15 protein-coding genes are annotated in these 14,917 nt (G+C 52.1%); 9 read left to right on the forward strand and 6 right to left on the reverse strand.

Features of this window, described 5'->3' with window-relative positions:
* Positions 1-16: 16 nt before the first annotated feature.
* Together ACR0MP_RS02445 and ACR0MP_RS02450 are read right to left on the reverse strand one after the other, a co-directional pair.
* Positions 17-1,186, reverse strand: a complete 1,170-nt coding sequence (locus ACR0MP_RS02445) for a mandelate racemase/muconate lactonizing enzyme family protein (protein ID WP_170403496.1) — start codon at positions 1,184-1,186, stop codon at positions 17-19.
* Between the two features lie 79 nt (positions 1,187-1,265).
* Positions 1,266-2,279, reverse strand: coding sequence for a TRAP transporter substrate-binding protein (locus tag ACR0MP_RS02450; RefSeq protein ID WP_170396175.1), 1,014 nt, complete (start codon positions 2,277-2,279; stop codon positions 1,266-1,268).
* Positions 2,280-2,476: 197 nt separating this feature from the next.
* Between ACR0MP_RS02450 and ACR0MP_RS02455 the strand changes: the two genes are divergently transcribed.
* A complete protein-coding gene (locus ACR0MP_RS02455; protein WP_170403493.1) occupies positions 2,477-3,127 on the forward strand; it encodes a GntR family transcriptional regulator in 651 nt (216 codons plus the stop codon).
* Here the strand turns inward: ACR0MP_RS02455 and denD are convergent.
* Together denD and ACR0MP_RS02465 are read right to left on the reverse strand one after the other, a co-directional pair.
* Positions 3,124-4,092, reverse strand: coding sequence for a D-erythronate dehydrogenase (denD, locus tag ACR0MP_RS02460; RefSeq protein ID WP_170403488.1), 969 nt, complete (start codon positions 4,090-4,092; stop codon positions 3,124-3,126). The genes ACR0MP_RS02455 and denD overlap by 4 nt on opposite strands.
* On the reverse strand, positions 4,089-4,973 hold the full coding sequence (locus ACR0MP_RS02465) for an NAD(P)-dependent oxidoreductase (protein ID WP_170403486.1): 885 nt from the start codon (positions 4,971-4,973) through the stop codon (positions 4,089-4,091). The genes denD and ACR0MP_RS02465 overlap by 4 nt, the downstream gene beginning before the upstream one ends.
* Positions 4,974-5,163: 190 nt before the next feature.
* Here ACR0MP_RS02465 and ACR0MP_RS02470 point away from each other — a divergent pair, with 190 nt between their 5' ends.
* The 5 genes from ACR0MP_RS02470 to ACR0MP_RS02490 are packed head-to-tail and all read left to right on the forward strand — an operon-like array spanning position 5,164 to position 10,098.
* Positions 5,164-5,922: an SDR family oxidoreductase gene (locus tag ACR0MP_RS02470; protein ID WP_170396183.1), complete on the forward strand. Its 759-nt coding sequence runs from the start codon at positions 5,164-5,166 to the stop codon at positions 5,920-5,922.
* Positions 5,919-7,715, forward strand: a complete 1,797-nt coding sequence (locus ACR0MP_RS02475; protein WP_170734698.1) for an IlvD/Edd family dehydratase — start codon at positions 5,919-5,921, stop codon at positions 7,713-7,715. The genes ACR0MP_RS02470 and ACR0MP_RS02475 overlap by 4 nt, the downstream gene beginning before the upstream one ends.
* Positions 7,716-7,726: 11 nt before the next feature.
* The gene (locus ACR0MP_RS02480) at positions 7,727-8,575 is read left to right on the forward strand and encodes a fumarylacetoacetate hydrolase family protein (RefSeq protein WP_170403478.1); all 849 of its coding nucleotides are present in this window, start codon (positions 7,727-7,729) and stop codon (positions 8,573-8,575) included.
* Positions 8,568-9,491, forward strand: coding sequence for a 2-hydroxyacid dehydrogenase (locus ACR0MP_RS02485; RefSeq protein WP_480885731.1), 924 nt, complete (start codon positions 8,568-8,570; stop codon positions 9,489-9,491). The genes ACR0MP_RS02480 and ACR0MP_RS02485 overlap by 8 nt, the downstream gene beginning before the upstream one ends.
* A gap of 16 nt (positions 9,492-9,507) precedes the next feature.
* Positions 9,508-10,098: a LysE family transporter gene (locus ACR0MP_RS02490; protein ID WP_170609028.1), complete on the forward strand. Its 591-nt coding sequence runs from the start codon at positions 9,508-9,510 to the stop codon at positions 10,096-10,098.
* Positions 10,099-10,145: 47 nt separating this feature from the next.
* Here ACR0MP_RS02490 and ACR0MP_RS02495 read toward each other — a convergent pair whose 3' ends face one another.
* On the reverse strand, positions 10,146-10,913 hold the full coding sequence (locus ACR0MP_RS02495; protein ID WP_170565707.1) for an SDR family oxidoreductase: 768 nt from the start codon (positions 10,911-10,913) through the stop codon (positions 10,146-10,148).
* A 69-nt stretch (positions 10,914-10,982) separates the two neighbouring features.
* On the opposite strand from ACR0MP_RS02495, the gene ACR0MP_RS02500 reads away from it, so the two are divergent.
* The 3 genes from ACR0MP_RS02500 to ACR0MP_RS02510 all read left to right on the forward strand — a co-directional run bounded on the left by ACR0MP_RS02500 (position 10,983) and on the right by ACR0MP_RS02510 (position 13,807).
* Entirely contained in the window at positions 10,983-12,041 is a 1,059-nt protein-coding gene (locus tag ACR0MP_RS02500) for an L-idonate 5-dehydrogenase (RefSeq protein ID WP_170734704.1), read from the forward strand.
* Positions 12,042-12,045: 4 nt separating this feature from the next.
* Entirely contained in the window at positions 12,046-12,852 is an 807-nt protein-coding gene (locus tag ACR0MP_RS02505; RefSeq protein ID WP_480570451.1) for a phytanoyl-CoA dioxygenase family protein, read from the forward strand.
* Between the two features lie 310 nt (positions 12,853-13,162).
* Complete coding sequence (locus tag ACR0MP_RS02510) at positions 13,163-13,807, forward strand: IS6 family transposase (protein WP_480570449.1); 645 nt, start codon at positions 13,163-13,165, stop codon at positions 13,805-13,807.
* A 104-nt stretch (positions 13,808-13,911) separates the two neighbouring features.
* On the opposite strand, the gene ACR0MP_RS02515 is transcribed toward ACR0MP_RS02510, so the two are convergent.
* A complete protein-coding gene (locus ACR0MP_RS02515; RefSeq protein WP_170403467.1) occupies positions 13,912-14,691 on the reverse strand; it encodes an MOSC domain-containing protein in 780 nt (259 codons plus the stop codon).
* Positions 14,692-14,917: the final 226 nt, after the last annotated feature.

Consider the following 14,917-nt stretch of genomic DNA (forward strand, 5'->3'; position numbering starts at 1 on the left):
CGCGTAACCCTCGTCCCTATCCTTCGATCCTGTAGTGATCGATAAAGTCTCGGTCCGGCTCGACACCCAATCCGGGGCCAGTCGGGATCGTGACACGGCCGTTGTTGGCCTTGACCTGATTTTGAATTTCCAGCGGTTCGGTCAGCAGATCGTCCCGAAACTTGTTGTCCGTTGTGTCGAACTCCAGCATCGGCTCCCATGGATGCAAGCCGCCTGGAATTGCGGGCATGGCCGCTAGTAAATGCAGATTAGTTGCGACGGCGATGGCGCTACCCCAGACGTGATTTACGACCGGAGTGAAATGTGCGTGGCATAGAGACAGTACCCTGAGATACTCTGAAACACCGCCCAAAGCACAAACCTCTGGCTGCGCGATATCGATGCCACGGTTTTCAAGAAGATTGCGCCATGCCCAGCGATTGAATACCGCCTCTCCGCCCGAGATGTTTACTTTAAGCGAAGTGCGCAGTTCGCGGTATCCGTCAATGTCTTCTGGCGCGACCGGTTCTTCGTACCAATATGCGTCCAGTTCTTCCAGCGCCCGACCGACAAAGAACGCGTCTGAAGTCGTATAGGCATGGTTTGCATCGACCATAAAAGGAAAGTCGTCACCAACTCCGCGTCTTACTGCTTCGCACAGTTTCACATCAGGCTTCGGGCCAAAGCCCGTTTTCATTTTGGTGGCGGTAAATCCCATTGACTTGATCTTTGCGGCTTCATCCTCAAAACGGCTTGCAAGACTAGAAATCGGTTCATCCCGGAGCATCATGCCGTAGCCGTAGCAAGGAACGCTTGCGCGATGAGCCCCGCCGACAAGCTTATGGAGGGGGAGGCCAGAGATTTTGCCGGAGATGTCCCAAAGTGCGATGTCCACCCCAGACAAAGCCTGTATTGGCATTCCGCTTTGGCCATGGTCTCGCAAAAGATTGTACACCTTGTGCCAGATCACGTCTTTGTCCAAAGGGTCCATGCCAAGGACCATTGGTTGGATTACCTTTTCCACGATGGATTTGTTCGCAATGGCTACGTTTCCGGGACCAAAGCACTCCCCCCAACCGGTTACCCCTTCATCTGTCTGAATCTCGACCAGATGGGTTGTACGCTTGTCATAATACTGTTGCGAGTAGCCCAGAACTTCCGGCATGTCGTACTGCAGTACATGACTTATTATTCTGGTGATTTTCATGAAGTTCTGGATCCCGGCGCCGATCCGGAGAGGCCGCAAGTGCGGCCTTTCCGTGTGTCGTAGTTCGATCGAAGCCTGATTACTGCATTGCGCCCAGGTCACGCAGGAAGTTGATGTGGCTTTCCAAAAGCGCCTGTGCTTCAGGTGTCGTTGCGAACTCCGTCCAACCGACCTGAACGGCCGCGCGATACGCTGCCAGGTCTTCAGGCGACCATTCGTACAACTGAACGCCTTTTGCCTTCAGGTCTTTTGCAGTCTGAGCGTTCTGCACTTCATTGATTGTGGCATTGTGCAATGCCAGGCTATCCATTGCGACTTCCATGATCTTCTTGTGATGCGCGGGCATCGCTTCCCAGACGTCTTTGCGACAAGCTAGGTGATCTGCAGGCATCGAGTGGAAACCGGGATAGTTTGTGTGGCCTGCGATCTCGTACAGACCGAGGCCCACATTGTTCGTCAGGTTCGCAGCATCCGCACCATCAATGATACCGGTTTCCAAAGCCGTGAAGATTTCGTTGAAGTCCATCACGATCGGAGAAGCACCAAGTTCCGCGAACACCTTGGTAGCAAGGCCTGGAGGCGAGCGGAACTTCCAATCTTTGAAGTCTTCCACTTTTGCAATCGGCTTGGTCGAAGACAGCGACTCTGGCCCGGGAATCCACCATCCGATGAATTCCATGTCGTAGCCGTTGTATAGATCATTTACAGCTTCTCTTCCGCCGCCATGAAGAAGCCAAGCCATTTGCTGATATGGGTTCTGATATCCGCCGAGCAGGTCGCCCGCAAACTGGAAGGCCGGGTTTTTACCGGTCTGATAGCCGCCGCCCGTCATGTCGCAATCCAGAATTCCTGTAGCTGCGGCATCGAAGGTTTCAACTGATTTGACCACCGAAGAGGAATAGAACATTTCGACTTCGATTTCGCCGTTCGACATTTCCTGAATGTCTTCAACGAATTTTGCAGCCATCTGGCCTGACAGAGTTTCGGGCGAAAAATGGGTTTGAATTCTAAGCTTCGTTGTTTCAGCCATCGCGAAACCGGCTGCCATTGTCGTGGCTACGGCCGCCAGGGCCGCTGTCTTGACTATTTTCATATTGTCCTCCCAGACGTTGAGCGTGCGCGGTGTGGAAGATCTTGCCGCCTCCTTTGCTGTCGCGCAGGTAAACGTTAAGCCGACGAATCGAATGCAACAAGAAAAAATTGAAATTTCTAAAAATTTCGAGATTCTTGCGATAATTCGAAAATAAGGTTAGGACGCTACTTGGACAAAACTTGAAGGTGCATACTGGAATGAACGACGAAATAGATATTTATCAAGATCTTAAGATGCGCCTGATCTCTAATGGATTCGAGCATGGAGCGAAGGTGCGGGCTGAAGAACTTCGTAAAGTGTATGGCTGTTCTGCGAGCGCCGTTCGTGAAGTCCTTTTTCGTTTGGCCGCTGTTGGTTTGGTGGACTTTCAGGAACAAAAAGGTTTCCGCGTGCCAATGCGTTCGCCGCAGAAGCTTATCGAATTGACGCATGTCCGTGTTCTGTTGGAGGCCGAAGGCACCGCAATGTCGATCCGTAAGGGCGGGGTGGATTGGGAAGCAAGATTGACGGCCGCACATCACAAACTCAGCCATATCGAAAAACGCATTCACGCCACAGACGACCCGAGCGGCCTTATCGAGATATGGTTTGCCTCGGAAAAGGAATTTCACCAAACACTTATTTCTGCCTGTGGCTCGGAAACCTTAAAACAAATGCATAGCCGAGTTTATGCGCAATTCAGACAGCAGTTGATGGTGGCAGACCGGAACTTTGAATTCATTTCTCAGAACATAAGACACCATGCCGATATACTTGAAGCAGCATTGTCAGGGGATGAGCAGTTAACACGAGAGAAAATTCACGACCATCTGGAACGCCATCTAACTGGAAAGACGATGGGCGACTAAAGCCGAAAATCGTCTTCCAAATACACCTGAATTATATCGTCGAAGCTTGATTCCGCTTCGAACCCCAACTCCAGAGCGCGATCTGTTTGAAAGTCGCGCGGCCAATTCTTGACTATTCGTTCGATTGCCTCGTCGGGTTCTCGCCTGATTAGGCCAACCGCTTCTTGACCTGCCACGTTGCGCAGAGCTTCGATTTGTTCGGCGACGGTGCAACTTACGCCAGGCATGTTCAATGCGCGTCTGTCATTCAAAAGCTGCGTGTCCATTGTTGCTGCGTGGGTCAAAAAAGTCGCAGCGGCGCGGGGGCTGGCGTGCCAGTGACGAACAGTTTCGGCAACTGGCAAGACAGCCTCATCCCCATTCAATGGCTCTCGGATTATACCTGAAAAGAAGGACGAAGCAGCAGCGTTGGCTTTGCCCGGGCGCACACACAAAGTGGGCAAGCGCAAGGAAATACCGTCGATATATCCTTTCCTGCTGAAATCCGTGATCATCAATTCAGCCGCCGCTTTCTGCGCTCCGTAACTTGTCAAAGGTGCCGAGAGGAACTCATCGCTTATCTTTTCGGGGAATGGTGACCCAAAAACTGCTATGGACGAGGCAAAAACCAGACGAGGTGTGTACTCGTTTCCTGATGCCTCGTGTTCATCCTTAAGTGCGTTCAGCAGTGCCCACGTTGCCATAAGGTTTACATCCCAACCCAACGCAAAGTCTGTTTCAGCTTGGCCTGAAACGATAGCTGCAAGATGAAAAATGACGTCTGGCCGCTGCGTAGCAAAAGACTTAGCTATGCCTGACGCAGTCAAGTTCCCCACAATTTGATTACCTGCCGCACTGTCGGGCGGGAACGAGAGATCGAACAGTGAGACTTGGGCATCGGCTCCAAAGGTTTCTTGGGTCGACACGCGATGGGCCAGTTTCTGGCCCAGCATTCCTCCGCCGCCTATAATCAGGATCCGCGTCACAGCATTCCGTTCCGTTTTTTGAGTTCTAGATACAAAGCTGAATGATCCAGTTCGGCCCCATCCATTTCGTCTATCAGATATTCGAAACGGTCGCGCACAGATCGGGTGCTAGGTAGCTCAACGCCAAGGCTTCGTGCTTCCTCCAGCGTGTTGTCCAAATCCTTTAGTTGAAACTTAGACAAACCTCCGGGTGCAAAATTTCCATCAGACATGCGTTCGCCATGTTGTTGCAAGATAATACTATCCGCAAAGCCCCCCTTCAGTGCGGCCCTCAACGCGGTGGGGTCCGCACCACCTTGCTGAGCCAGTAGAGTCGCCTCGGCGACTGCCGATATTGTTACAGCGACAATTGTTTGATTGGCCAATTTGCACAATTGACCAGAACCACTTGGGCCAACATGTACAGGCCGGCCCATTGCTGTCAGAACCGGTCGCACGCGCTCCATAACGTCCTGATCGCCACCGACCATGATCGCAAGGGTGCCAGCTTCGGCACCTTTGGTGCCACCGGAAACCGGGGCGTCCAGATGCAGCACCCCCATCGAGGAAAGCTGCGCGGATTGCTCTCTTGCGTGTTCGGGTTTGGCGCTCGACATATCAATCCATATCATCCCCGGATTGAGTTGCTCGCGGAAAGCCTCGTCAGCAAGTAGCGCGCCGGTCGCGTATCCATCCGAGAGCATGGTTATTATTACGTCTGCACCCGAAACCGCCAGCGGGGCAGTTTCCACCAATGTCGCGCCTTCTGCTGTCAACGGTTTTGCCTTTTTCAAGCTGCGGTTCCATACAGTGAGCGGAAACTCGGCGCGCAAAATATTCCGCGCCATAGGAGCTCCCATCAGGCCGGTTCCCAACAGAGCCACTTTGAACTGCTTGCTCATCATCTACTGTCCTTCCGAAGGTGCGCCACGCATGGTTATGGCCAAACCAAAATCTCTGTCATACGCTAACGGCTCTGGGCCCACATGCCAGAAGTCGTTGCAAATCCGCCAAGGTTTCTTTGCTTCTCGGTTGATCTGTGGGACGACGTAACACTTGTCCAGTCGCCACTTTTGAGGTCGGAATATTTATATGTCAGAAAGACTTAAGGGAAAAAGCGTCCTGGTCACAGCCGCCGCACAGGGGATCGGACTTGCAAGCGCAATTGCAATGGCAAGAGAGGGTGCAAAAGTCTATGCGACGGATATTAGCCCCAAAAAACTAAATTTGATTCGCGGTCAGAATCTCGAAAATCTCGAAATTTTCGAGATGGATGTGACGAATAATGACAGCATTCATCATGGGGTCGCGCGAGCGAAGCCGGACGTTTTGTTCAACTGCGCAGGGTTCGTGCATCACGGAACTATTCTGGATGCAACCGATGAAGAGTGGGATTTTGCCATGGACCTTAATGTGCGCTCAATGGTGCGCACGACAAAGGCTGTATTGCCGGGAATGCTAGAGCGCGGAGGAGGCTCGATAATCAATATGTCTTCCGCGCTGGGTTCCATAATCGGTGCGCCAAATCGTTTTGTATATGGAACGACAAAAGCCGCTGTTGTCGGGCTGACGAAATCGGTGGCCGTGGACTTCATAACAAAAGGAATCCGGTGCAATTGCATTTGTCCGGGAACAGTCGACAGTCCCAGTTGGCGTGACCGCGTAGATGCGTTGGGAGAGCAATTGGGCAGCAGAGAAGAGGCCCTTGCACAATTTGTGGCGCGTCAGCCTATGGGGCGTGTAGCGAAAGCAGAAGAGATTGCTGCATTGGTCGTCTATCTGGCGAGCGATGAAAGTGCATTCACCACAGGACACACGCACATAATTGACGGGGGTTGGTCAGGCCAATGACAAAAGTATCAAAAAACGATTTGCGATCTCGCAAGTGGTTCATGAATTCTGAGAACCTTGAGATGACTGCATTGTATCTGGAAAGATACCTGAATTACGGATTGACCCGTGAGGAACTGCAATCAGGCAAACCGATCATTGGCATTGCTCAGACCGGCAGTGATTTGAGCCCCTGTAATCGGCATCATATCGAATTGTCCAAACGTGTTCGCGATGGAATCATCGCCGCCGGGGGAACGTGCATTGAAATACCGGTCCACCCGATACAAGAGACAGGTAAACGGCCAACGGCGTCACTCGACCGCAACCTGGCTTATCTGTCCTTGGTTGAAAGTCTATTCGGGTATCCGATTGATGGCGTTGTTCTGAACATTGGTTGCGACAAGACCACGCCCGCGCTTCTTATGGCCGCTGCGACCGTCAACATCCCAGCGATCGCCCTGTCGGTCGGTCCCATGCTCAACGGCTGGTGGAAAGGTGAGCGCGCTGGATCGGGAACGGTTATTTGGAAAGCGCGCGAAGACCTTGCGGCTGACGAAATTGACACCGATGAGTTCATGGAAATCGCAGCCGCCGCAGCACCTTCGGTGGGTTATTGCAATACGATGGGAACAGCAACGACCATGAATTCGCTTGCTGAGGCCTTGGGTATGCAATTGCCCGGATCAGCAGCCATTCCAGCCCCGTATAGAGAGCGCGGTCAAATCAGTTATGAAACGGGTAAACGCATTGTGGACATGGTCTGGGAGGATCTACGCCCCAGCGATGTGATGACACGTCAGGCTTTTGAGAATGCGATTGTTATCAACTCTGCGATTGGTGGATCGACGAATGCGCCGATCCACCTGAATGCAATCGCTCGGCATCTTGGTGTTCCGTTGACCAACGATGACTGGCAGAAACTTGGCCACGACGTTCCACTGTTGGTTAACATGCAGCCTGCGGGTGAGTATTTGGGCGAAGATTACCAACAGGCCGGAGGTGTACCCGCCGTTGTCGGAGAGCTTCTTGATGCTGGATTGCTGCCGCATCCCGATGCGATAACGGTGAACGGTAAGACGATGGGCGATAACTGCTCGACGCGCCGGTCTCAGAATAGCGACGTAATCAAGCCTGTCAGTAGCCCGGTTAAGCAACAGGCGGGGTTCATCAATCTCTCGGGCAACCTGTTCGAGAGTGCGATTATGAAAACATCTGTGATCTCAAAGGCATTTCGAGAGACCTACCTGTCGAACCCGGATGATCCTGATGCATTTGAGGGCAGGGCGGTTGTGTTTGATGGGCCTGAGGACTTTCACCATCGGATCGATGATCCTGCAGAAAACATCGACGCAAACTGTATACTGATTATGCGCGGAGCGGGACCAAAAGGATACCCTGGTGCTGCAGAGGTCGTGAACATGCGGCCGCCCGCACATTTGTTGAAACAGGGCATAGAAGCCCTTCCTTGCATCGGTGATGGACGGCAATCCGGTACATCAGGAAGTCCGTCTATCCTGAATGCCTCACCCGAAGCTGCAGAGGGTGGTGGGTTGGCCTTGGTGCGAAATGGCGACCGACTGCGCATCGATCTTGGAAAAGGCACAGCAGATATGCTGGTTTCGCTTGAAGAACTGCATGAACGCGCCCGCGATCTGGAGGCAAAGGGTGGTTATTCAACCCCGCCCAACCAATCCCCCTGGCAGGAATTATTCCGCGAAAAAGTAGATCGGTTGGATCGCGGTATGACGCTCAAGGGTGCAGAAAACTACCGCGATATCGCGCGAGGCTTCATGCCACGCGATAACCACTAAAAGGAACAGAAATGAAACTTGTTCGTTACGGAGCCAAGGGCTCGGAAAAGCCAGCCCTGGTCGACTCTGAGGGTCAATTGCGGGATCTGTCCGCTCATATCAATGATATCACGGGGGATATGTTGGATGACGGAACGCTTGATAACCTGCGGTCATTGGATCCGAACAACCTGCCAATTGTAGAGGGTGACCCTCGTATCGCGCCGTGTGTCGGTGACATCGGCAAATTTCTTTGCATCGGTTTGAACTACTCAGACCATGCTGCAGAAACCGGCGCAGATATTCCCGAGCATCCGATACTTTTTTTCAAGGCGAACTCAGCCGTCATTGGTGCCTATGAAGATGTTGTCATGCCGCGGGGATCCACCCGTACCGACTGGGAATGCGAACTGGGCGTCGTCATTGGTAAGACAGCCAAATACGTTCCCAAGGCCGACGCACTCGAATATGTTGCGGGCTATTGCATCGTAAACGACGTGTCGGAAAGGCATTTTCAAACGCAACTGACAGGTCAATGGACCAAAGGAAAATCCTGCGACACATTTGGCCCTACCGGCCCGTGGTTAGTGACCCGGGATGAGGTGCCGGATCCCCAGAATCTTGGTATGTCACTGGATGTAAACGGTCAGCGCATGCAAACCGGGAATACCGCCACGATGATCTTTTCCGTTGCCGAGATCATTGAGCATCTAAGCCAACTTTTTACGCTGCACCCCGGTGACGTCATTTCAACCGGAACACCGCCCGGTGTTGGAATGGGGATCAAACCGGAACCAGTTTATCTGAAAAAAGGCGACGTCATGGAGCTTCGTATCGATGGGCTTGGTGTTCAGCGGCAAAAGGTCGGCCAAGATGACTGACTTGTTGCAAATCGGAGGGATCACTGAACGGATGCGAGAACGCCTGTCTTCAGTGTTCAATATTCATCAATTGGACGATTTCAAAGCGGAAAGTATTACGCATATCGTAACGAACGGGCATGATGGCGTTCCGCATGACCTAATGATTTCACTCAGTAATCTGAAGATGATCAGCGTCTATGGAGTCGGCTACGACGCCGTCGACGCTAATGCTGCGGCTGAGCGCGGGATTGTTGTGACGCACACGCCCAATGTGTTGAACAAAGAAGTCGCAACCACCGCCGTTCTGCTGTTGCTGTCATGTTATCGAGAGCTCATACGTGACGATGATTACGTCCGGTCCGGGCGATGGGAAGTTGAAGGTAATGCCCCTCTGACGCGATCAGCGGACAATCAAAAAATAGGCATTCTTGGTCTTGGTCGCATTGGTCAGGCGATTGTTGATAAGTTGGAGCCGTGGGCACCCGAAATCTCATATCACACCCGCAATCAAAAGGATGTCCCGTACCGATATTTCGACAATTTGTTTGAAATGGCAGAGCATGTGGACGTCCTCATATGCATCACGCCCGGCGGCCCGTCGACCAATAGGCTGGTCAACGCTGAGGTGTTGCGCGCGTTGGGGGCAGGCGGCACTCTGATAAACGTTAGTCGAGGTTCGGTTGTCGACGAAACTGCCTTAATTAGTGCATTGCAAAATGGTGAGCTCGGGTGGGCAGGGCTTGATGTTTTTGAGGACGAACCGCGCGTTCCAGAAGCATTGCGCGAGTTGTCCAATGTCGTTCTGCTCCCTCACGCTGGTAGCGCGACTTTTGAGACGCGTGCAGCAATGGGTGACCTGACTGTCGACAATCTGCTGCAACACCATAAGGACGGATCGGTGATCACAGCTGTGCCGGAATGCAGAGATCTGTAATAGGCCAATCTGAAAAGTGTTTGAGTTTGCTGTCGCGGTTTTCTTTCTGCTGATTACGCCGGGCCCGGGTGTTCTAACAACCGCGGGTATTGGATCAGCATTTGGTTTTCGAGCTGGACTCGCCTTTGTGGCTGGTCTGATGCTGGGCGGTTTCATCAACATGATGTTAGTTGTCTCTGGAGTCGCTGCGGTTGCTTTGGCTGTACCGGTGCTTAGAACTTTGTTGCTATTCGCCTCTGTCGGGTATTTGGTATTTCTCGCCTGGCGTATTGCCAGCGCCGGCTCAAAGGTCGGATTTTCCCCTGCGGTTTCGCCGCTTGGTTTTGCGAACGGTCTGACACTTCAGTTCATCAATCCCAAGGCTTACGTGGTCGGCACAGCATTGTTTTCAGGGTTTGCCTTTTTGCCCGATGCGCCCGTTTGGGAGGTCGTCATAAAAATCGTAGTATTCAATATGATTTGGGTGCCAGTGCACATGATCTGGCTGGGTGCTGGCGCAAAGCTGGGTAGCCTTGATTTAAGCGAGAGATCGCATCAAAGGATCAATATTGCGATGGCCGCTTCATTAATGGTTGTTGTGGTAATTGCCTTGGCGTCGGCGCTATGAACGATATCTAAGTCAGTCTTACTTAGCAGACGATTGGAAGCTGCAGATCAAAGTGACGCCGTTATTCCACCATCGACATAGAGAGTATGACCATTGACGAAACTGGATGCAGGGGAGGCAAGGAAAATGGCGGCGCCGACAAGTTCTTCTACATTGCCCCAGCGACCGGCCGGGGTACGTTTCTCAAGCCATGAGCTAAACTCTGGGTCGGCAACCAAGGCGGCGTTCAAAGGTGTATCGAAATATCCAGGTGCAATGGCATTGCAGTTTAGACCATACTTAGCCCAATCAGTTGCCATTCCTTTTGTAAGATTGGTCACGGCGCCTTTTGTCGCCGTGTAAGGCGCAATACCCGGTCTTGCTAATGCGGATTGAACCGACGCAATGTTAATGATCTTACCAGACTTTCTTTCAATCATGTGCCGTGCCACAGCCTGACCGACGTGAAAGACGGACGCTACATTTGTCTGTAGCAGGCGCTCGAAGGCATCAGCGGGGAAATCCTGTAACTCCGTCCTATGTTGCATTCCGGCGTTGTTTATCAGGATGTCTATTGGGCCGACTTTTTCTTCGAAGTCGTCCACAGCAGATCGGACACCTTCATGATCGGTTGCATCGAACGAAAGTTCGCGTACCGAGGCACCTGTTTCGCTCAGCTCGGATGCTGCTGACGCTAGTTTAGTGGCATCGCGCCCGTTCAAAACGACCTGCGCACCGGCGGCAGCCAAACCACGAGCCAACGCAAATCCGATGCCTTGGCTAGAGCCTGTTACGAGCGCGCGTGTTCCCTCTAGGCTAAACATTTCAAGCGTCATGCAAAAATCCCTTGGTTGACAGCACCGACTATCCGTATCTTTTGGCAATCTGTATAGGGAGTCCGTGCAATGTCTTCGGCCAGTGTTGCTGTTGTTATCCATGCCGCAAAAGATCTGAGGTTGGAAAACCGGGATGTGCACGACGTGGGGCCAGACGAAGTCTTGATTGCCATGCGCGCGGGAGGGATTTGCGGCTCTGACCTGCATTATTACAACCACGGAGGTTTTGGTGCGATCAAGTTGCGTCAGCCGATGGTGCTTGGACACGAAATCGCCGGGGAAATAGTGAAAGTTGGATCAAGTGTGCAGGGGCTACACCTAGGTCAGCTGGTTGCAGTTTCTCCATCCCGACCTTGCCAATCCTGCAGTTATTGTCTGAACGGGCAGCAAAACCACTGTCTTGATATGAAGTTCTATGGCAGCGCGATGCCGTTCCCGCATATCCAAGGCGCTTTTCAAAGCAAACTCGTAGCGAAAGCCAGTCAATGCGTTCCAGCAGATGGGTTAAGTCCTGCGCAGGCCGCTATGGCCGAACCTTTGGCGGTCTGTTTGCACGCGATTAAACAAGCTGGGAGCCTCTTAGGTAAAACGGTTCTTATCACGGGATGCGGTCCAATCGGCTGCCTCACGATCTTGGCGGCGCGTCGTTCTGGGGCGGCCAGAATAGTGGCGACGGATATCTCGGACCAGACCCTCGCTCTGGCGCGTGAATGCGGGGCAGACGATGTCATCAACACCTACACCGATCCGCAAAAACTGGAGCAGTTTGAAAACGACAAGGGTCAGGTTGATGTACAACTGGAGTGTTCCGGGGCTCAATCGGCTCTGGCTTCTGGCGTCGCATGCTTGCGACCGGGTGGAACATTGGTTCAGCTTGGTCTGGGCGGAGATATGACTGTGCCGATGCAGGCGTTGACTGCAAAAGAGATAGTGCTTCGCGGGTCTTTCCGTTTCCATTCCGAGTTCTCAGTCGCGGTCGAGATGATGCGAAGCGGACTAATAAACGTCGACCAGTTGGTGACGCATTCCTTCGAGGTAGGCGAGGCCATCACTGCTTTCGAGGTCGCGTCTGATCGAACCCAATCAATGAAGGTGCAGTTAACGTTTCCAGAAAATGACGATGGATAGACGAATGAGTGATATTGCAAAGACTTATGAAAGAGACGGTTTCGTAGCTCCGCTGGATATCCTGACAGCTTCTGAGGTCCAAGCGCTGCGCAATGATTTTGAGAAAGCTGAGCGCATTCTCAGAGACGACCCAGATAAACTCAAGCTTCTATATTCTTATCCGGACAGGCTGATACCATCATTCGATGCACTACTTCGCCATCCGAAGCTGATTGAGGCTGCTTCAACGGTGTTAGGGCCGGACCTCATGGTTTGGAGCGGTGCACTTTTCGTAAAAGAAGCGCGATCATCGAAGATAGTCTCGTGGCACCAAGACTTGACCTATTGGGGATTGGATGATGCTGAAGAGGTTACCTGTTGGGTTGCGATTTCAGAAGCGTCTGAGCAAAGCGGGTGTATGAAGTTTGTTCCTGGCAGCCACAAAAGCCGTATCGTGCCTCACGTGGACACTTTCAGCGAAAACAATCTGTTATCACGTGGGCAGGAAATCGCAGTCGATGTGAACGAAAAAGATGCAGTTGCTGCCGAATTGCGTGCGGGGCAGGCATCCATGCATCACGGGCATCTCTTTCACGCATCCGGGCCCAATAACACAGACGATAGACGCATTGGTGCGGCGTTGCGTTTCATAAAGCCTTCAATGAAACAGCAGAATGGCGTGAAAACTTTGGTTGCGCTAGTCGCAGGGCGAGATGATTTTGGGCATTTTTTACTTGCGTCCTCCCCTCAGGGCTTTTTGCATGAGCACGATTTCGTTTTGTGTCAAAGGGATGCAGACCGCAAGAAACAAATACTCTTCGCCGGAGTGTAATGGTTCCCTTCGCAAGCTCAGAACCAATTTTATTTCGACCCAAAAGCCGACCTGAAGCGCGAAAACTGGTGGACTTACAAGTGTTATCATCGTCGCTCAGCTTTTCTTCCATCGGGTAAAAAGCTGAAGAGGTAGTCTACGGCAAGCTCGAAATTAGACTATTCATCGCTAGCTCATAAGGCATTCTGTTTGGTCTTGTCAGAAGAAGTTTGCTTAAGCGGGGTAGGGGTGTTGCGTAGCTTTTGCGCATGACCAGACCTGCCTCTTCAAGTACTTCAAAACCAGCCCAGAGATCATCCGCCTTGCGGTGATGCTATACATCCGATTCCCGCTCTCGCTTCGGAATGTCGAAGATCTGCTGCACGAGCGAGGCATCGACGTGAGCCACGAAACTGTCCGATATGGGTGGAACAGGTTCGGTCCGATCTTCGCCTCTGAGATCAGACAAAAGCGGGTGCAACAACTGCGTGAATTCTCGAATTGGAGGTGGCAGGTGGACGAGGTTTTCGTGAAGGTGATTGGCAAGAAACATTACCTCTGGCGGGCCGTAGATCATGAGGGCGAAGTGCTGGAAGCCGTTGTCACCAAACGTCGAAGCAAAGCTGCAGCATTGAAATTTCTAAAGAAATTGATGAATCGACACGGCCAAGCGGAAGCCGTCGTCACGGATCGCTTCGCCGGATACAGAGTCGCGGTCAGAGAGCTGGGCACGCTCGAAAAACAACCGACGGGTAGATGGCTCAACAACCGGGTCGAGAACTCGCACCTGCCGTATCAACAATGCGAGCGCGCGATGCAGGGTTTAAGGCGCATTCGAAGTTTACAGAATTTCGCTTCCGACCATTCCTCCGTATACAACCACTTTAACCAGGAAAGATCCCTCACCAGCCGAGACTCCTTCAAGCTGACGCGAACCGCCGCTCTTGACGAGTGGCGTCAACTTTGTTCCGGATAGGTTCACGATTTTGCGTCAAATTGAGACTGGTTAAAATTCGTCTGACAGCACCTGCATCCAAATCAATGGGTCCAGAGCCTAGCTGAGATTGGTTCATATTTGTTCTACTGCGTTATCTTTCCATGTTGGCCCACGTTTAGGGTTCCCTTCTCCTGCACCTCTGCGTACACGCCCATATCCATGTGGCCCAAGTGTTTTCGAATAAGGAACGGGATTTTCAGGTCTCGTTCGGCTGTTTGAGGGTTAACTTCGGTAGCGGCACATCTTTTTGTTCGCGAAATTATCTTTAGCTTCACATCGCCAAAGGCCAAGGTTGAGCCGACAGAGTCTAACTCGGAAAATGGAGGTGGTCCGTCCAATTCAATATTTGCACGAAACCTTGCCGGGTGTATTTCCACATTGAGCTCTCTACTAAGTGCATCAACAGACGCTAGGTTGAGAACGGAAATTGCGTTCATCATTTTTGGCGACACGACCGAAACGTCTGTGAATCGATGCGGATGGGAAGAGACAAACACTGGCGGTTCGGGGTCTCTTAAGTCGAGTGTGGTATTGAGGAAACTCGCCGCGTCCAATTGCCCGTTTGGCTCACTCATATCGAAGTGGAGAGTTTTCCTTCCGTGCTTAATTTCCAGCAATTGAGTTTGAGCGTCGAATTTGGTTTGCAGTCCAGCCAGTCTTGCTTCGTTCAAAAGCACAACAAAGCGGTCTTTTCTCAATGGTTTTGGATCTCGAGGGTCGAAACCGGAGTTGTAGCGGGCAAAGCCGAATAGGCGGTCACCAGGAATGCCTTCACCCGCTCGCAGGTTTATGGTGCTTAGTGGTTCCGGGCTCAAACCTTTGATCGGGTAGCGGTTCATCCGGACAATGGTGAGTTTACTCATAATTGGGGTCCTGGCTTGTCGAGATATCCGGGTGGTGGGGCTAGCAAGCGCCCTCCTAGCGATCCTACATTGGAATCTTGGTCGAACGGCAAGAATTGGGCTTCGGCACAATCATGGATAGACTCGGGTTGGCAATGCAATACCGTCGGTGCCTTGATTTGAAGAATTGGCGCGTTTGATTTCGAATTCCTTCTTCCTTTGCGCTTGATGGTCCTGAGTGATCGAG

The organism is Ruegeria sp. K3 (assembly GCF_056531845.1).